The sequence below is a fragment of the Cellulomonas sp. P1_C4 genome, from assembly GCF_056406355.1.
In genome coordinates, this window is sequence record NZ_JBFUAI010000027.1 from 16149 (window position 1) to 34814 (window position 18666).

Sequence of the window (18666 nt, forward strand, 5' to 3'; positions counted from 1 at the left end):
TCCTCCAGGCTCTCGTTCATCAATGGGGCAAGAAGATCAGCGACGCGGCGACCAACCCCAACATCGTGGCGAAGGCGGCGTAGACCACACGCCAGGGAGCACCACGCCGTGCCGCAATCATCAACAGCGTGGCGACGAGGAGCTCGCGGCCCAGCGCGATCAGCGCAGCAAGCTCGATGCTCGATGTCGCGGCAAAGGCGATGGGCAAGGCGAGCGCGACACCCACGACACGGGGACCGAAGGCGAGCCTCACTCGCGCTTGAGCCTGAAGTGTCGCAGTTGCCGTCCACGCCACGGCTGTCGCGATTACCGAACCCGCGAGAACAGGGACCGCGTCGAGGGCCGGGTCCCACGAGGCGGCAAGGATCCAGCGCAGCACTGTCTCCGTCAGGGTCACAGTCACCACGAAGAGTCCGACGAGTATGCCTGAAGTTCGCAGGAGAGACTGACCCGCACGACGACGGAGCTCGACCTCGCCCTGATCCCGGAACTGTCCAATATCGGCACGCAACACATTCGCCGAGCCGGCAGATGCCGCCTCGCCGAGGCTCCGGCCGACTTGGTTGGCCATGGCGTACAAGCCGAGACTCGCCGGTCCGGCGACGATGCCAACCGCAGCCCTGTCCGCCTGTGTCTGACCCCAGCCCAATGCTGCGTACACCGCAGTGGCCCAGTACTCGTGCCAGATCCTTAGCCTCGTCGTTGCCGGCACTGGCTCCGTCCGATCGTGCCCACCCCGACGGACACTCACGAAGACGAGAATGCAGAAGATCGTCTCGCTCAGGACAAGGTGCAGTGACGCGCCCACGAGCGATCCCGTGAACCAGACGATCGGCGCGCAAACGAGCACGGAAACCAGGCAGGCAATCGCCTGTGCGGTAGCTACATCACGCCACGCACCACTCGCCTGCAGCCGCACCACGGGGACGAGTTCGACGGCAGTGACGACTGGAACAAGCGCTAAGGGCGCAAGCGCCCAAGGGTCGACACCGGCAAACCCGGCATCACCGGCGAACACCAGGAACCCCGCCATAAGCACGAAGCCAATCGGCGCGGCGGATGCTTGAAAGCGCCGCATGAACGCGTGCGACTCGACGGTACCTGCGTGCAGGATCGCCACCTGCCGTCCGGCCACGTCAGTGAACGATTGCACCAGGGTGAGCACGATCACAGCAGCAGAGAACGCCCCGACGCCGCTGGGCGACTGCTGGGTCGCCAGGAGAATGAGGATCAGGGCGGTTGCTCCACGCGGGATGATGCGCTCTGCCAGCGCCCAGAGTTCTCTCATCGACGACGAATGGCCGAGAACGCCATGTCGACGTCGGCGACCAACCGAGACCACGAGTAAGTGCTCCCGGCCGCGCGTATGCCGTTGGCCGAGGCGGCGGCGTACGCGTCGGGATGGGCGAGGAGGTACTCGACTGCCTCGGCGACAGCCTCGGAGGTGACGTGCGACGCGACCACTCCACATCCGGACTCCGTCACCTGCTCGGACAGCCCTCCGACTGGCGTGACGACGCAGGGCACCCCGAGCGACATCGCCTGGGCGATTACTCCCGACTGGCTTGCCTCGGTGTAAGGGAGGACGAGTACGTCGAAGCGATCCACGACTCCGGTGACGTCGTCATCGTCGATCCAACCGACATGCAACGACAGGGCGGACTCGGTCAGGAACTGCGCCCCGCCCAGAGGGCCGGCGCCGTGAACCTCCACCACACCCTGCAGGCCCCGCGCATCAAGGATGCGGCCGACGTCCACGAGCAGATCGAGCCCCTTGTACTCGGCCAACCGCCCGAAGAACCCGACGACCACACGGTCGCCAGGTGCGGGAGCTTGCCGTGCGCCGCGCCTGCTGATTCCCAGGTACGCCGGGTGCCGGCTCGGGATGACGGGCACGGAAACTTGCGGATCACCGGCCAGTCGGCGCCCCGCATCCGTGGAGAGCGCGACAACGGCGTCGGCCCTTCGCAGCTCCAGCCAGCGGTTGATCCGACGCAGCACATGCGCCTCCCCGGGGTGACTCTGCGCATCATGGACGATGACGACGTACTCGACGTCGCGTGGCAAGAAGATGGGCACCGCGAGCGACTGATGGAGACTCTCCATCGCGCACACGACGCGTGAGATCTTGTGCTCCTGGATATAGGAGCGGAGTCGCAACCCGGAGCGGACCAGACGCGGCAGTCGCCCAATGACGCCAAGCGCGGTCCGGTAGGTCTTCACGACCAAGGGGTCGGGGGTAAGTTCCGACAGCTTGTTGCTGATGTCAGCACTGGCGTTGTACGAAACGAGGGTTCGCCCAGGCATGGACTGCAACGACTGCAGGGTCAATTCGTGCAGAAAGCGAGGTCCGCCGCCGCTCTGGCCCCAGTGGACTAGGAGCGTTCCAGCCTTCAAAGTCATCACGAAGCGGCCTGCTCGGACGCGTCCGTGAGACTCCGGTACGACTGTCGGACTTCGAAGCGCTCGGTCGCCCGCTCGCGAGCGCCGGGGGGAGAGTCTCGGTCTCCGAGTGCATCCGCGATCAAACGTGCGAGCCCGGCCCGGTCGCCTGGAGCGACGGCGCTACCCGTTTTTCCAAGCGTGCTCGCCAGGCCACCGACGTCGTATCCGACGACCCGTCTATCCATCGCCATCGCCTCGAGGGGCACGAGTGCTGCTCCTTCCCAGAGCGAGGGCGCGACCACGACGTCACTGGCCGCGTACCAATTGCGGGGATCCGCGCACTCCGGCACGAGCATCACCGAGCCATCACCAATTTGAGTTCGCACGAGCCCCTCGTCTGGGCCGTTGCCAACGAGTACAAGGAGCGCGCCCGGTATGTCTCGCACAATGTCCTTCCAAATCGCCAAAAGCTCTAGTTGGCCCTTCTGCTTCGCCAACCTCCCGACGCACAGGGCCAGAGGCACGTCTGGGGCGACCCCTAGCAGCACCCTCGCTTCCGCCCGCTCGCGTGGCTCGAAGTACGTCGTGTCGACGCCGTTCGGGATCACGAGAACGTGACGCCGGACCCCAATCTGCAAGCCGTGGGCCGCTTCGGCCTCGCTCACACAAATCGTGGTCGTCGTGAAACGCTGCGCGAAACGCTCCCACGCGCGCGCTGCTCGGGCGAGTAGTCCAGATGCCGCAAGGTCAGACCAGGCATGCGGCTGAAACACCGTCGGCAGTCCGCCACGGACCGTGAGACGGCCCACGAGGCCTGCTTTTGAGCTGTGCAGGTGAATCACCTCGGGCGAGACGTCGGTAACGATAGAGCGCAACTGCGACCATTCACGAACGAGACCACGCGCGGGTCCCCGCCTCGCGTCCCACTGCCGGTGGCTCGCACCCGCTTTGATCACCCTTTCGCGAAACTGCCCGTCGGCGGGCGACGCGACCGTGACGGAGTGCCCGGCATCGATCTGGTAGCGGACAAGACCCGCGACCACAGCCGCGACGCCCGCCTCGGTCGGTTGCGTCACGTGCAGGATGCGGGTCACCGGGCCGCCAGCATGCCGAGGGCCCCCGCCGCCCGAGCTCGGTCGCCCGACTCCACGGGCACCAACCTGCGGCCAAGGGAAAGCACGACGAGGAGCGGCAGCAAGGGGACGACGTGTCGAAGTGCGGAGCCGTAGTCGGGCTCGAACATCGCCTGCACCATGATGAATGCGAGAAGGAGTGCCGCGCTCCGTCGCTTCAGCGGGTCCTCGCGCACCTCACCGCTGCGCATCCCCGCGAACAGGCGATAGAAGAAGTAACCCCACAAACCCGCAATCACCGCCGCGATCACCGCGTGATAGGCAGAGCCCAACATTAGGAGCGGAATGGGGAGTACGAGGGCGGCGAACGTCAGGATGACGTTCGCCGACTGCGCGACGAGACCAGTTCCGTTGACGAACGCATCGATCCGGGTGGATGCGTCGACGCCGTCGAGGCGACCGCTGTTCACGCCTGCACGGATCTCCGAGAGTTCCGAACCGGTTGCGGCCTGGTAGGCGACCGCCAGCAGCACGAGACTAGCGCCGATGAGGGGCACCATGTACCGACGTGAGGTGAGCCGACCGAGCGCCCAGTGGACCGCGACGAACAATCCCGCGACAACGAACCAGTAGGTGCGAAAGGACGCGGCGTACGCGAGCATGAGGATGACCGAAAACGCGACCCACCGCCGGCTGCGCGCAGCGATGAGCGAGAACACGATCGGGAGTACGAAGAGTTCCTTTGAGTACGCACCCAGGTAGACGGCCGAACAAAGAACTGTGAAGGCGATGACGACGGGCGTGGCCTTGGTCGGTTCGTACCGCGTCGACAATCGCAGCACCGCAACCAAAATGACGATGGCGGTCACGTAGCCCACCCACGCAGCCAGTTCAGGCGCGCCCGCCAGACCGATCGCCCTGTACAGCGACGCGACGACACTGTATGAGTCGTCGTCGACAGCGAGCTGCCCGACGGTTAGCGCCTCAATCTTGACGGCGTCGTACGAGAACCGAGGCGGCAGGAGCTCGTCGCGGAGCAAGACGAACACCCCGCCGAGCAGCACACTCACCGACGCAACCGCATAGGTAACGGTCCACCTGGAACTTGAGACTGCCGTGGGGGTCGGATGGGCAGCTGGACGGGATCGGATCGTCACCGCGCGCCTTCGTGCCTGAGCACGACTCGGATGGTCCGCAAGAGGATGGCGAAGTCACCGATCAGCGTCCAGTTCTCGGCGTACCGCACATCGGCGCGGATGCCCTCGTGTACCGACAGGTCCGAGCGCCCGGAAACTTGCCACAGCCCCGTGAGCCCCGGCTTAACCAGCAAACGACGGTGCGCGGCGCGGTCATACTGCGCCACCTCAGCAGCGATCTGGGGTCGGGGCCCGACCAGGCTCATCTCCCCTCGAAGCACGTTGAACAGCTGCGGGAGCTCGTCGAGCGAATACTGGCGCAGGATCCTGCCGACTCGCGTTACCCGCGGGTCGCTCTTGGGCTTGTAGAAAAGGCCGATCTCGTCGATGCCCTCCGCGGCGAGGACCTCGGCCAGCCGACTGTGTGCGTCGGCCTGCATCGAGCGAAACTTGATCATTCGAAAGTTGCGCCCGTCCTTGCCGATTCGCTCTTGCGTGTAGAAGACAGGACCGCGGCTGGAGCAGGCGACGAGCAGGGCGATCACCAAGATCGCTGGCATCAGGAGGATGGTGATCATGGCGGCGGATACCCAGTCGAAAACCGACTTGGCGACGTACCTGAAGCCGGTGAAACGCGCTTCGTCCACGTACATCAGCGGCAGGCCACTCACTGGTTGCATCGTGACCCGCGGGCCCGCGACATCAACCAGCGCCAGCGTCAGCGCAAGGTCGACGTCGGTTCCTTCAAGGTCCCATCCGAGTCGGCGAACTGCATCAGCCGTGATGCTGTCCGAGCCACTGACTGCAACGGCAGAGGCCTTGATCTCGACCGCGACCGCGGCCGCGTCATCCATGGAGCCGAGCACCGGGACGCCGCCGATAGTCTCACCGACCTCGACTTCCCCCGAAGGCACGCACACACCGATCACGGCGTAGCCGGCCCCTGGGTTCCGATGCAGCTCGTCGATAAGAACCGTTGCCTGCTCGCGGTGCCCTAGGACGAGGATGCCGGACTGGAACTTTCCATGCTGACGGTTGGTGCGGAGCCATGACCGCCAACCCCATCGACCAAGGAGCAGCAGGAGGCAACCAAGCGGAGCAGCAAGGGCCAGATAGCCGCGACCGAAATCCATTCTAAGGAGGAACCCGATGACCGCGACGACCGCGAAGAGTCGCCAACTCGCAGTGAAAACGCGCGAGTACTCGGCAGAACCCGTCCCTAGCAGGCGGCGGTCGCGAGACCGCATGAGGGACAGCGACACGAGCCACGCCACGGCGAGCACGAGTGAGACCGAGAGGTAAGTAGGCGAGAACTCACCCGAGACAGCAGGCAAGCCTTCGATGTCGAACCGCACCAGATAGGCGACGCCGACGGCAACGAGGACCGCAACGACGTCCGTCACCACGAGCCATGCACTGTAGGCCCGCAACCACGATCCCGGATCCACGGGCAGCGCAGTCACCAGTGGCGAACGTCGCGGCGACGGAACCGCCGAATTGCGCGTGTCCTGCTCGATCATGGTCGCCCCTGAAGTAGCTCTGCATCCGCGGATGCCCCACGAAATCGTGCCCGGCGATCTTACCCTGCGAGCCAGGTCGGCAAATCGGACGTTGGTCCTCGTCCGGCCTCGCCAATTGTCTCGCTTGCCCGATGATCGCCCCGGGAGCCCGTGAGAGAATCTACTGGGCTAGCGTCAGTCGCGGCCGGGACGCAGGAGAGAGACTTCGTGGAGCTTCAAGACTATCTCGGCATTTTGCGCAAGCGCTGGGCGTCGATTCTGGTGATAACTGTCCTCAGCGTCGGTGCCGCCATCGGCATCTCCCTAGCGATGACGCCCGTCTACCAGGCGAGTACCCAGCTCTTCGTGTCCGTACAGGGTGGCGCATCAACGAGCGACCTCCTTCAGGGCGCCAACTTCACTAGGCAGCAGGTCAGTTCTTACACGCAGCTGGTGACGAGCCCTCTTGTGCTGAACCCCGTCATCGAAGATCTCGGGCTAGAGGAGCGCGCGGAGTCCCTGTCTGTGCGTGTGAGCGCCAACTCACCGCTCAACACCTCACTCATCAACATCACGGTGACGGACCAGAACCCCGCGATCGCAGCCGCCATCGCTGATGCCATCGCGCAGCGGTTCGTGTCCATGATCGGCGATCTGGAGACCCCGAGCGATGGCGGACCGTCTGCGGTCAAGGTCTCCATCGTGCGGGATGCCACCGCTCCTGAGGAGCCGTCTTCACCAAATCTGCCGCTCAACGCCGCCCTCGGCCTGCTCGCCGGACTCGCGCTCGGCGTCATCTTCGCCATCTCGCGAGAGGTGCTCGATACACGCGTCCGCTCCGACGCCGACGTCGCACGTGTCACCGACACCTCGGTCATAGGCATCATCCCGAACGACGACGACGCCCCCGCGCACCCGCTGATCGTGCAGAGCAGCCCCCACAGCCAACGCTCCGAGGCGTTCCGCCGGCTGCGCACGAACCTGCAGTTCCTCGACATCGCCGACCGTCCTCAGTCGATCGTCGTCACGTCATCACTGCCCGGTGAGGGAAAGTCGACGACGTCGATCAATGTTGCAATCACGCTGGCCGATGCCGGCACGCGAGTGGCCCTGATCGATGCTGACCTGCGTCGCCCGTCGGTGGCCAAATACATGGGCCTCGAAGGCACCGTGGGCCTGACGACGGTGCTCATCGGCCGCGCGAACGTCGAAGACGTCATCCAACCCTGGGGCAACGGCTTCCTACATGTCCTGCCAGCCGGCCAGATCCCCCCGAACCCCAGCGAACTGCTCGGGTCGCTCGCCATGGCGCACCTTCTCGAGAAGCTCACCTCGCAGTACGACGTCGTGATCCTCGACACCGCTCCCCTGCTGCCAGTCACGGATGCGGCGATCCTGTCGAAACTCACCGGCGGCGCGCTGCTGGTGGTCGGCGCCGACAAGCTGCACCGCGGCCAGCTCGCCGAGTCCGTGGGAGCGTTGGAGACCGTCGGCGCGCGGATTCTCGGGATCGTCGTCAACCGGCAGAAGCGCAAGCAGGGTGACCAGTACGCGTATTACGACTACACGCCGACGCCCGCCACGGCGGCGGATTCCGGCCGAGCGCGCGGTAAGAAGCGCAAGGCGACGCCGGCGGGCCGGAGCCCGCAGGTGGCCGAGCCAACGGGTGCGGTGACGGGCCCTACGACGCTGTGGCCCGGTGACTCCCTAAGTGAGACCCAGCTGCGAGACTTCCAGCGCCAGCAGGCGCAGGGCACGCCTCAGCACCAGCGGCCAAGCGGCCACTGAGCTCTATCGCTCGAACTCGAACGGCCTCGGACCCCACGGTCCGGGGCCGTTTGTCATGCACCCGGGACACATCGTCACCTCATCGCGCGGACGAGCCGCCACGTCGCAACGTCTCATGCGGGCACCGTCGCCAGAAACGGACTCGGCTCGCCGCTCCAAAGCCTCCGAGCGGCAAACGAGCTTGGGGGTACCGCGCAGCGCGTCGCGAGCCCCCGTTCGCGGCCCCTGGCTGCGAGCTTGGGGGTACCGCGCAGCGCGTCGCGAGCCCCCGTTCGCAGCCCCTGGCTGGCGGCAGCAGGGCGGCCGGACGCACGACCCTGGGGCACGGGCCCGGCCAGTCTTGTCAGGACGCACGAGAGCCCCGCACCGGAACGGTGCGGGGCTCTCGGTTCAGAGCGAAGCGGTTCAGGCCGCGTGGTCCGCATGACGGCGGCGGGCCAGGACGACGCCACCGGCACCGACGACGACCAGGGCACCGGCGCCCAGGGCGATCGGCAGCGCGTTGGAACCGGTCGAGCTCAGGCTGCCGGTGCTGCTGGCAGCGCCGGCGACGGTCACCGTCTGGGAGCTGAGGACGGCACCGGACGCCGTGTCGGTCACGACGAGCGTGTACGTGCCAGCCGCGCTGAGAGTCACCGAGAACACGGCGGTACCCGACGCGTTGGTGGTCAGCTGGAGCGTCTGGGTAAAGCCACCAGGCCCGGCGATGGTGAGCGTCACTGCGGTGTTCGGCGGACCGACGACCGTCACCGTGAATGGCACGCCGGCGGCGGGAGTGGTGTCAGACACCGTGCCATCGTTCGAGTAGTCGCCGGCCCCGTACGCCATGGCGGCGGACGGAACGAGGGCGAGTGCAACGGCAGCGAAGGCGACCAGAGCGGTGCGACGAATCTTCATGGGTGTCCCCCCGGACAGTGGTCGTGTGACAGGAGTGGCGCGAGGTACTGGGGCAACCGTACCTGCTAGTTCGCACAGGCGGAAGCGACGACTACGTCACCCTTTTGGCGGGCGGTCGGCGTGGAGCGAATGTGCACGTCACCGGTCTGTTCCTTTCCGGTGACGATGTCCAGGTCGAGAGTTCCGGTTTCGCCGGGTTTCAGCGTAAATGTCCGCCCGCCTACCCCCATGCCGTCGTGGACCTGAGCAAGCAGGCCCTGCGGGTCAGGTTTCACCCGCACTGAATCGATACCGCCGCCCTCAGGCGCATAAACGAGGACATTTGTCTGGACATCCCCGAGCGGGACGATGTTATCGAGTCCGACGAGGTAGGCGGGGAGATTTGCCGCGTCAGCAGGCGCGTTGTAGGCAAGATTCACCACGGCGTGCACGATCTGCGAGCCGTCAGGTCGGCACTCGGTGGCCTGCGCCTCGATGCCGAGGTCCAGGTAGTAGCCCAGCTTGGCCTGCGTGCCGTCGTTGAGGTACACGCCGATCACGGCCGAGTCCCGATCTACCCCACGCAGGTCGCCGCTGAGCACGGTGCCGGTCAGGTGCGCCTGCTCGTCCTCGTTGGCCGACCAGACCATGAGCCGCCCCTGGCGCGCCGACTCCGCGAGCGCGTCCATGACGGCCGGGGCGTCTCCTTGGCCACCGACCACGGCCGTGAAGACAGCCTTGGAGGTGTCGGCAAAGAACGCGTCCTGCTCTGTGGGGTCCTCGATGTCGAGGTAGACCCCGTTGAGCAGCGTCTGGACGGCGTTGTCGCCCGAGAGCGTCGTCCCGTCGGGGAGCGTCACCGGGCCGGTCGCGTCGAGAACCAGCGACAGTGCGACCGGGTCGACCGACAGGACGCCGTCGATGGTCCCGCCGACCTGCTGCTCCCAGATGCCCTTGGCCAGGGCGCCCGTGCGCGGGAAGTCGGGAGTGAAGGTGACGTCCCGCATGTCCGTGCCCAGAAGGGGGCCGAAGAGCTCGTTCTCCGCGTCGGTCAGGGGCAGGACCGGTTCCGCCAGGCCGCTGAGCGACCCACCCGACCGCTCCTCGACCACGGTGACGGCGCCGCCGTCGGCGTGCAGGTGGAGCACCGAGCCAGGGATGCCGCCCGTCGCGCGCTGCTCGGCGTTGTTCTGCACCAGGACGAGGTAGTTGCGCGGGCCCTCGGCGCCCAGCATCGCGGGCATCAGCTCGGCGGCCCGCGCCGCCGTCGCGGTCGTCACCGCGACGTCGGCCACCTGGCCGCTCAGGGTGTCGACGGGCTCCGCGACCGCGTTGAGCAGCGACGACGTGTCGATGTCCGCGAGCTGCGCCGCCGTGATCTGCACGGCCTCGTTGGCGGCGACGATCGTCGGGGCCGCCTCCTGGAGCGGGGCGAGGTTGACGCGGCCGTCGACGGGGGCGAGGGCCGCCGGGTCGACGAGCGTGGTCGCCTCCATGAGCGACGGGAGGGCGTGCTGCGCGAGGTCGTCCACGGCGCCGGCGACCGTGTGCACGGCCTGCACGTTCGGGCCGATCCAGGGCAGCAGAGCCGCGACCGTCCAGACCGGGCCGCTGGTCGAGCGTGCGGCCGTGGACGAGTTCGCCTGGAGCGAGACCAGGGTCTGGTCGGCGGACGCCGTGTCGCCGACCTTCACCTGCTCCTGCAGGTCGTGCACGTCGCCCTTGGCGGCCTCGAGGGCGTCGGCGGCGCGCAGGGCGTCGGTGAGCAGCCAGACGCCCAGGCCGACCACGACGACGAGCGCGATACCGCAGCCGATGAGCACGCGCTTGGCCGCCCGGCGGCGGCGGGCCTTCTTGTAGCTCGTGCGCCGGCGTCGGACCGTCTCGGGGTGCTGCGGCGCGTCCGGGACCGGCTGTGCGTTCCAGTCGGATCCCCAACCCGGGTGCGTCACGTCGTCTCTCTCCCCTGGGCACATCGACGCCCGGGACGGGCGACCGCGGTCGGAATCGTACCGGCGCGTCCTGGGTGACCCCGCTCCGAGGGGGTGAGATGTCTGCGCCGATCGGGTCACCGGATGCGGGCTTCCGCGGCTCCGCCCCCCAAGATGGTGCCCGTGAACTCCACCGACCTGGCCGAGCCGTTGCGCGTCCTCGTCGTCTGCACCGGCAACATCTGTCGGTCACCGGCCGTCGAGAGGCTGCTCGCTGCCGGGCTTGGTGCGGCCTATCGCGGCCGCGACGCGGGCGGCGGACTGGCGCCGGCGATCGAGGTCTCGTCCGCCGGGACCGGTGCCATGTCGGGCTGGCCGATGACCGACGAGATGGCCGCGCTGGTCGCCGGCCTGGGCGTTGAACCCCAGGGCTTCGAGGCCCGTCAGCTGGTGCCCGGCATGGTGCAGCAGGCCGACCTGGTGCTGGCGCTGACCCGGCGACACCGCTCGGCGATCGTCGAGCTGGTGCCCGCCGCCGTGCGGCGCACGTTCACGCTGCGCGAGCTCGCGCGGCTCGCTGCCGACATCGACCCTGCGGCGCTGCCGGGCGCCAACGCGACCACGGCGGACCGCCTGCGCGCCCTGGTACCCCTGGCCGCGTCGCGCCGCGGGCTCACGGCACACAGGCCCGCGGACGACGACGTGGTCGATCCCTACCGCGGGGGCGACGCGCTCTACCAGCAGTCATTCGGGCAGCTGCTGCCCGCCGTCGAGACGATCGTCGCGACCGTCCGTCGCTGAGCGGGGACGACGAAGGCGGCCTTGATGGGCCGATGAGGAAGTAGAGGACGAACATTGCCGACGCGATCCACATGAACGTGTGGATCTCGCGGATCTTCCCGACCGCCAACTTGATGACGACGAACGTGATGATCCCCGCGCCGACGCCCGCCTGAGGGCTTCTGAACCGGCTGAGGCCGTGGAGAATCGGGCTCGCGCTCGCCACCTCAGTCGCGATCGAGCTCGCACAGCCGCGATCACGTGGCCGACCTACGCGACCTCGTAGCGAACACGATGGGCACGGTGGTCGGCGTCGGCGTGCTGCTCGTCGCCCGGCGGCGGTCGCGGACCGACGAGCCGAAGCATCGCCGCCGGCTGGCTGCGGCCAGGTCACTCATAGGGAGAAAATGCTTCTCTCCGTCGTCGAGCAGGCAGCCGACGCACCCCGCTCGGGCCACCGTCAGGGACGGCCCAGCGCGCGATAGGTCCAGCCCCCGGCCCGCCAGACCGACGGCGCGAGAACGTTGCGCCCGTCGAGGATCCGCTTGTGCGCGACGACCTTCGCCAGCTCATCGGGGTCGATCTCGCGGTACTCGGCCCACTCGGTGGACAGGAGCACGACGTCGGCGTCCTTGGCTGCCTCGAGCGCGGACTCCTTGAACTGAAGGTCGGGCCACTTGGCGGCCGCGTTGGGAATCGCCTGCGGGTCCGTCACGGTGACGTGCGCGCCCTGCAGCTGCATCTGCGCCGCCACCGAGAGCGCCGGCGAGTCACGCACGTCGTCGGAGTCCGGCTTGAACGCCGCCCCGAGCACCGCGACCCGCTTGCCGACGATCGACCCGTCGCACACCTCGCGCGCCAGGTCGACCATGCGCACGCGCCGCCGCATGTTGATGGAGTCGACCTCGCGCAGGAACGACAGCGCGTCGCTGACTCCGAGCTCGCCGGCGCGCGCCATGAACGCCCGGATGTCCTTGGGCAGGCACCCGCCGCCGAACCCGAGCCCGGCGTTGAGGAAGCGCCGCCCGATCCGCGCGTCGTACCCGATCGCGTCCGCCAGCCGCGTCACGTCCGCGCCCGTCGCCTCGCACAGCTCGGCCATCGCGTTGATGAACGAGATCTTGGTCGCCAGGAAAGAGTTCGCCGCCACCTTCACCAGCTGCGCCGTTGCGTAATCCGTCACGACGATCGGCGTGTGCTCGCTCAGCGGGGTGGCGTAGACCTCGTCGAGGATCGCCTTGGCCTTGGCGCCCTCTGGCGTCGGCTCGCCGTCCTCGTCCGTCGGCACTCCGTAGACCAGCCGGTCCGGGTGCAGGGTGTCCTTGACCGCGAAGCCCTCGCGCAGGAACTCGGGGTTCCAGACGAGGGTCGCGCCGGTGCCGCTCAGCGACTCCGCGATGGCCTCCGCCGTGCCCACCGGGACAGTCGACTTACCGACCACCACGTCGCCCGGCCGGAGGAACGGCTTGAGCGCGGCCGTGGCGGCGTTCACGTACGTCAGGTCGGCGCGGAACTCGCCGTGCACCTGCGGGGTGCCGACGCAGATGAAGTGGACGTCCGCGCCCGCCGCGTCGGCCATGTCCGTGCTGAAGCTCAGCCGGCCCGTCGCGCCAGCCTCCGTGAGCAGTTCCGAGAGACCGGGCTCGTAGATCGGCGCGGCGCCCCCACGCAGGGCGTCGATCCGCTGGGCATCGACGTCGATACCTACGACCTCGTGGCCAAGCTGAGCCATGCTTGCGGCGTGGACGGCGCCGAGGTAGCCGCAGCCGATGACAGCCAGTCGCATCGGGCTCATAGCTCTCCCCACGTGCGCTGGTTCGAGCGCCAGTTCTTCGCGCGCGACCTCACCAACCAAGTTACCCAGCGGCGGTCCGAGAAGCGCGTGATGCGACAGCCCTGCACGGTGTCGCTGCGGACAGCAGCAACGCCGGGCCGTCACGGCGCTCGGCCGGGCATCCACTCCACCGTGGTGCGCCGGGGCGCCACGGGGTGACATCGCTGGGCCGATCGGGTCACGAGGCACTTCGGCCTGCAGCCTGGGCCCCCAAGATGGTGCCCGTGAACTCCACCGACCTGGCGGAGCCGTTGCGCGTCCTCGTCATCTGCACCGGCAACATCTGTCGGTCGCCGGCCGTCGAGCGGCTGCTAGCCGCCGGGCTGGGCGCGGCGTATCGGGGCCGCGACTGGGGCGGCGGACTGGCCCCGGCGATCGAGGTCTCGTCCGCCGGGACCGGGGCGATGTCGGGCTGGCCGATGACGGACGAGATGGCCGCGCTGGTCGCCGGCCTGGGCGTCGAACCCCGAGGGTTCGAGGCCCGGCAGCTGGTGCCCGGCATGGTGCAGCAGGCCGACCTGGTGCTGGCTCTGACCCGACGGCACCGCTCGGCGATCGTCGAGCTGGTGCCCGCCGCCGTGCGGCGCACGTTCACGCTGCGCGAGCTCGCGCGGCTCGTCGCGGACATCGAGCCCGCCTCGCTGCCGGGCGCCAACGCGACCACGGCGGACCGCCTGCGCGCCCTGGTGCCGCTGGCCGCGTCGCGCCGCGGGCTGACGGCGCACAGGCCCGTGGACGACGACGTGGTCGACCCGTACCGCGGCGGCGACGCGCTGTACCAGCTTTCGTTCGGGCAGCTGCTGCCGGCCGTCGAGACCATCGTCACGACCGTCCGTCGCTGAGCGGATACGACGAAGGCCGGGACCCACTGGGCCCCGGCCTTCGTCGTCCCGCTAGATGCCGAACGCGGACTTGATGGGGCCGATGAGGAAGTAGAGGACGAACATCGCCGACGCGATCCACATGAACGTGTGGATCTCGCGGATCTTGCCGACCGCCAGCTTGATGACGACGAACGTGATGATGCCCGCGCCGATGCCCGCCGTGATCGAGTAGGTGAAGGGCATGAGAATGATGGTGAGGAACGCCGGGATGGCGAGCTCCCAGTTCTTCCAGTCGATGCCGGTGATCTGCGTGACCATGAGGAATCCGACGACGACGAGGGCCGGGGTTGCCGCCTCGAACGGGACCATGGACACCAGCGGCGACAGGAACGTGGCCAGCAGGAACGCGATGCCGGTGACCACGGAGGCCAGGCCGGTCCGCGCGCCGTCGCCGACGCCCGCCGCGGACTCGATGTAGCTGGTGTTGGACGAGACGCTGCCCGCACCACCGGCCGCGGCCGCGATCGAGTCGACGACGAGGATCTGCGTGGTCTTCGGCGGGTTGCCGTCCTTGTCCAGCAGACCGGCCTCGCTCCCGACGGCGACCATGGTGCCCATCGAGTCGAAGAAGTCGGCGAGCAGGAGCGAGAAGACCAGCAGGATGACCGCGACGAGGCCGATCGCCTCGACCGAGCCGAACAGCGAGAACTGGCCGACCAGCGAGAAGTCCGGCGTCGCGAAGATGCCCCCGGACGGCCAGTGCGGGACGTCGAGGGCCCACCCGGCCGGGTTGACCACGGCGCCGGTCTCGTCCGTCTTGCTGCCGATGTCGCCGACCAGCTCGACGATGAACGCCAGCACCGTCGCGGTGACGATCGCGATGAGGATGGCGCCGCGGACCTTGCGGACCATGAGGACGATGGCGGTCATCAGGCCGACGACGAAGACGAGCAGGGGCCAGCTGCCCAGCGAGCCGGCGATGCCGAGCTCCACCGGGGTCGCCATGCTGGCGGGGATGCGCACGAAGCCGGCGTCGACCAGGCCGATGAAGGCGATGAACAGGCCGATGCCGACGCTGATGGCCGTCTTCAGCTCGCGCGGGACCGCGCGGAACACCGCGACCCGGAACCCGGTGAGCACCAGGACCAGGATGATCAGGCCTTCCAGCACGACGAGGCCCATCGCGTTCTGCCAGGACATGTCCGGCAGCGCGGCGATGGAGTACGCGACGACGGCGTTGAGCCCGAGGCCGGCGGCGAGCGCGAGCGGGAAGTTCGCTACGACGCCCATGAGGATGGTCATCACGCCGGCGACCAGCGCGGTCGTCGCAGCGACGGCCGCGAGGTTGGGGACGTCACCGCCGCCGAGGAACGGGCCGTTACCCGCATCCGAGCGGACGGTGCCGATGATGAGCGGGTTGAGCACGATGATGTAGCTCATCGTAAAGAAGGTCACCAGACCGCCGCGGATCTCGGTGCCGATGGTCGAGCCGCGCTCCGTGATCTTGAAGTAGCGGTCGACGACGTTCGTCGGGGGCGCAGGACGAGGCTTCTGCGCAGTGGAGGTCGATGCCATGCGCGAAGTGTGGCAGACCTGTGTGACCCCCAGATTGCGTTCTCGGCGGCATCGTCGCGAAGGTCACACGTCGGCGTGGCCGGGTTGCCCGCAACGCCCCGGTTAGGCTCGCCGCGTGCCCTCGCTGATCGACAAGCTGTTCCACCCGACCCGGACCCCGCCGCCGCCGGTGGACGTGGACCTGGCCCGCGTGATGCTTGTCGGCACCGCCGTCTGGGCCGTGGCGTTCGTCGTCGCTCTCGTGCTGGCGCTGACCGGCGAGGCGTCGTGGATGCCCGCGTGGGTGTGCGCCGCCGGGATGGTCCTCGGGCTGCTCGGCGCCGGCTGGGCCCGCCGGAACACCGCACGGCAGAAGGACCGGGCGCAGCCCGCCGAGGGCTGACCCCTCTCAGCCCAGGAACACCTGCGCGCAGATCAGACCATCGGGTCCGGTCGCGCAGCCGACGCCGATCTGCGTGTACGTGTCGCCGAGGATGTTGGCGCGGTGCCCGTCGGACCCCATCCAGCCGGCCACCACGGCCAGGGCCGTCGGATAGCCCTGCGCGAGGTTCTCACCCACCGTGCTCGACCCGCAGGCCGCCAGGACCGGTTCCAGAGGGTCGTGCTCGAAGCGGTGCTCGGCGGCGAGGGTCGCCGTGCGGGCGGCTGCCTGCTCCGTCGCGCACGCCGAGACCTCGAGCGCGGGGAGGCCGGCGGTCGCTCGTTCCGCGTTGGTGCGGGCGACGATCTCGTCGACCATCGTCGGGGGTTCCGGGGTGCTGGTCGCGGACGGCGGCGCGGTGGTCGGGGCGGCCGACCGCACGGCGGACCGGCCGGCAGGGTCGTCGGTGCGGAGCGCCTGCTCGGCTCCCGCGTCCTGCGCCGTCCGGACGGTGACGGTGGGGCTCAGGGCGATCGGAACAGCCACCAGGGCGAGCGTGCACGCCGCCACCAGCACGAGCCGGCGGGGCCAGCGCCGCGGGCTCTCGCGTGGCGAGCGAGCTCGCGGCACGGGCGGGAACGGAGGCATCCCGGCGACGCTATCGGGTTCGGGACGCAACGGACACCTACCCGCGCAGGGCGACGTCCAGCGCGATCTCGTCGGCACGGTCCGGGGCGGTGAGCAGGGCCTCGACGGCGTAGCGCAGGTCCCACCGGCCCGCCGCTTGGGCCAGTCCGGCCGCGAGGCCGACCAGGTGGACCGCGTGCACGACGGGGCCGTCCTCGACCCACCAGTCGACCGGGGCGCCGTCGACCAGCAGGTCGTCGTGCTGGACCCACGTGGTCGGCGCGTCGGGCAGGAGCGCGCGCACGCCCGCGGGGACGTCGTCGAGGTCGCCACCCTCGCTCACCAGCCCGTCGGCGAGGTCGCCGGCGAACGGGAGGTCGAGCAGCCGTGCCGTGGCCTCCGTGCCGGGTACCAGGGCGGCGACGTCGGTGCGCTGGTGCCACATCGGCTGCTCGGCCACCGCGGCGTCCTCGGCGTGCACCACGGCGACCCGACCGGGGCCGACGAGGGCGGGCAAGCGCTCCGGGGGCTCGTCGGGCGCCATCTCCCGCCACACCGCCGTCGCCAGCGCGGGGTCGACGGGCACCCCGACGGGACCCCACGCGTCGAGGAGGTGCGTCCAGCCGGCGCCGTCGAGCTCATCCAGCGCCCCGACGCCGCCGAGGGCGCGCTGCAGAGTGCCGTCGAGGCCGTCGACGACGTCCGGGGCGGCGGGCAGCAGCGCGCGCAGCTCGTCGCCGACCGCGAACGGTCGCCCGAGGCCGAGGTCTGCCCGCTCGCGCAACCACCACGACGTGTACGAGGGGGCGACCGCCGACGAATCCCCGCGGACGGGGTCGACCAGCGCGCGGCGCAGGGCCGGGTCGGCCGCGATCCTGGCGAGGACCTGTGGCCAGGCGTCGGGGTCGACCGCGTCCAGGTCAGCGACCGCGACCGTCTCCCCCACGTAGGCGCCGGCGCCGAGGCGGTCGGCGAGGTGCGCGAGGTAGTCGTCCCAGCCGTCGAGCGACTGGGCCGCGAGCGTCGCGGAGTCGGTCGCGCCGTCCCGCAGCGAGGCCGGGTCCGCCAGGACGTCGGCGACGTGCACGAGCACCAGGTCCGCGCGGACGCCGACCGCCGTCAGGGCGTCACGGCCCCAGCGGTCGACGGCCTCGGCCGACACGGTCGACAGCACGCGGTCGTCCAGCAGCGTCGCCGCGATCGAGCCGGGCAGGACGAGGCTGTCGGCGGGGGTGCGCTCGCCGTCCGCGGCGGGCAGCGGCAGGAGGCCGAGCCAGGCCACGGCCTCCCGCGGCAGGTCGGCGCCGTCCAGGGCGGCGACCAGCGCGAGGACCGCGTCGACGACGTCGTCGGTGTCGTCGTCGTCGGTCTCGGCGAGCTCGAGCACCGCCTGGCGCACCACGTCCTGCGCGAGCAGGCCGGCGGCGTCCGGGGCCTGGGCGCCCAGCCGCTCGAGGACCGGGTGCACCGCCGTCGGGTCGACCACGCGCAGCCCCCAACGACCCAAGATCTCCAGGGTCCGCTCGCCCAGCCGGTCGGCGAGGTCGGCGTCGAGCACCACCGACCCGCGCGCGCCGCGGACCACCCGGCCGTCCGCCAGCGGCACGGGAACGGCGCCGAGCGCCTCGCGCGACCGCGGGTCGTCGGCCAGCAGCTCGAGGGCGTCGTACAGCTCCGCCCAGCCGCCGTCGCTCACGGCCGGCAGGTCCTCCACGACGTCCGCAAGCGAGCGGATCTCGACGCCGAGCGCACGCGCCTGGGACTCGCGACCGCTCGGCAGGGCGACCAGCGCGGCGACCCGCTTGCCCAGGGCCGCGAGAGCCGCAGGCGCGTGCACCGACGAGCCGGCGAGCGCGACCGCCCGGGCGGGGACGACGAGCGGGTTCGCGTCGTCCGGCGCGGCGGGCGTGAGCAGCGGGGTGCGCGCGAGGCGCTCGACGATGCGGTCGCGCAGGGCAGCGTCGAGCACGCCCGCGG

The 18666-nt window shown here is 69.5% G+C and carries 14 protein-coding genes and 1 pseudogene; 4 read left to right on the forward strand and 11 right to left on the reverse strand.

Annotated features, from left to right (window positions below; genetic code table 11):
* Window positions 1–19: 19 nt before the first annotated feature.
* From AC1DYZ_RS18595 to AC1DYZ_RS18615, 5 genes are all read right to left on the reverse strand, one after another.
* Entirely contained in the window at window positions 20–1288 is a 1269-nt protein-coding gene (locus AC1DYZ_RS18595) for a lipopolysaccharide biosynthesis protein (RefSeq protein ID WP_477066600.1), read from the reverse strand.
* A complete protein-coding gene (locus tag AC1DYZ_RS18600; RefSeq protein WP_477066612.1) occupies window positions 1285–2403 on the reverse strand; it encodes a glycosyltransferase family 4 protein in 1119 nt (372 codons plus the stop codon). Before AC1DYZ_RS18600 ends, AC1DYZ_RS18595 begins: the two co-directional genes overlap by 4 nt.
* Window positions 2403–3479 carry a glycosyltransferase gene (locus AC1DYZ_RS18605; RefSeq protein WP_477066601.1) on the reverse strand — a complete coding sequence of 359 codons (1077 nt, stop codon included), beginning with the start codon at window positions 3477–3479 and terminating at the stop codon, window positions 2403–2405. Before AC1DYZ_RS18605 ends, AC1DYZ_RS18600 begins: the two co-directional genes overlap by 1 nt.
* The gene (locus tag AC1DYZ_RS18610) at window positions 3476–4528 is read right to left on the reverse strand and encodes a hypothetical protein (RefSeq protein WP_477066602.1); all 1053 of its coding nucleotides are present in this window, start codon (window positions 4526–4528) and stop codon (window positions 3476–3478) included. Before AC1DYZ_RS18610 ends, AC1DYZ_RS18605 begins: the two co-directional genes overlap by 4 nt.
* Before the next feature lie 83 nt (window positions 4529–4611).
* A complete protein-coding gene (locus AC1DYZ_RS18615) occupies window positions 4612–6114 on the reverse strand; it encodes a sugar transferase (RefSeq protein WP_477066603.1) in 1503 nt (500 codons plus the stop codon).
* A gap of 207 nt (window positions 6115–6321) precedes the next feature.
* On the opposite strand from AC1DYZ_RS18615, the gene AC1DYZ_RS18620 reads away from it, so the two are divergent.
* Window positions 6322–7881 carry a tyrosine-protein kinase domain-containing protein gene (locus AC1DYZ_RS18620; protein ID WP_477066604.1) on the forward strand — a complete coding sequence of 520 codons (1560 nt, stop codon included), beginning with the start codon at window positions 6322–6324 and terminating at the stop codon, window positions 7879–7881.
* Window positions 7882–8286: 405 nt separating this feature from the next.
* Here AC1DYZ_RS18620 and AC1DYZ_RS18625 read toward each other — a convergent pair whose 3' ends face one another.
* A complete protein-coding gene (locus AC1DYZ_RS18625; protein ID WP_477066605.1) occupies window positions 8287–8670 on the reverse strand; it encodes a hypothetical protein in 384 nt (127 codons plus the stop codon).
* Between the two features lie 173 nt (window positions 8671–8843).
* Entirely contained in the window at window positions 8844–10709 is a 1866-nt protein-coding gene (locus AC1DYZ_RS18630) for a DUF4012 domain-containing protein (RefSeq protein WP_477066606.1), read from the reverse strand.
* 162 nt (window positions 10710–10871) lie between these two features.
* On the opposite strand from AC1DYZ_RS18630, the gene AC1DYZ_RS18635 reads away from it, so the two are divergent.
* Window positions 10872–11489, forward strand: a complete 618-nt coding sequence (locus tag AC1DYZ_RS18635) for an arsenate reductase/protein-tyrosine-phosphatase family protein (RefSeq protein WP_477066607.1) — start codon at window positions 10872–10874, stop codon at window positions 11487–11489.
* A gap of 439 nt (window positions 11490–11928) precedes the next feature.
* Here the strand turns inward: AC1DYZ_RS18635 and AC1DYZ_RS18640 are convergent, their stop codons facing one another.
* Window positions 11929–13254 (reverse strand): UDP-glucose dehydrogenase family protein, encoded by a 1326-nt coding sequence (locus AC1DYZ_RS18640; RefSeq protein ID WP_477066613.1) that lies wholly within the window; start codon window positions 13252–13254, stop codon window positions 11929–11931.
* Window positions 13255–13526: 272 nt separating this feature from the next.
* On the opposite strand from AC1DYZ_RS18640, the gene AC1DYZ_RS18645 reads away from it, so the two are divergent.
* Window positions 13527–14144, forward strand: a complete 618-nt coding sequence (locus AC1DYZ_RS18645; protein ID WP_477066608.1) for an arsenate reductase/protein-tyrosine-phosphatase family protein — start codon at window positions 13527–13529, stop codon at window positions 14142–14144.
* Window positions 14145–14195: 51 nt separating this feature from the next.
* Here the strand turns inward: AC1DYZ_RS18645 and AC1DYZ_RS18650 are convergent, their stop codons facing one another.
* Window positions 14196–15701: an NCS2 family permease gene (locus tag AC1DYZ_RS18650; RefSeq protein WP_477066609.1), complete on the reverse strand. Its 1506-nt coding sequence runs from the start codon at window positions 15699–15701 to the stop codon at window positions 14196–14198.
* Window positions 15702–15816: 115 nt separating this feature from the next.
* Between AC1DYZ_RS18650 and AC1DYZ_RS18655 the strand changes: the two genes are divergently transcribed.
* The gene (locus AC1DYZ_RS18655) at window positions 15817–16083 is read left to right on the forward strand and encodes a DUF2530 domain-containing protein (protein WP_477066610.1); all 267 of its coding nucleotides are present in this window, start codon (window positions 15817–15819) and stop codon (window positions 16081–16083) included.
* Between the two features lie 6 nt (window positions 16084–16089).
* On the opposite strand, the gene AC1DYZ_RS18660 is transcribed toward AC1DYZ_RS18655, so the two are convergent.
* Together AC1DYZ_RS18660 and AC1DYZ_RS18665 are read right to left on the reverse strand one after the other, a co-directional pair.
* Window positions 16090–16710 carry a CAP domain-containing protein gene (locus tag AC1DYZ_RS18660; RefSeq protein WP_477066611.1) on the reverse strand — a complete coding sequence of 207 codons (621 nt, stop codon included), beginning with the start codon at window positions 16708–16710 and terminating at the stop codon, window positions 16090–16092.
* A gap of 37 nt (window positions 16711–16747) precedes the next feature.
* Window positions 16748–18666, reverse strand: a pseudogene (locus AC1DYZ_RS18665) (sacsin N-terminal ATP-binding-like domain-containing protein); the annotation flags it as partial.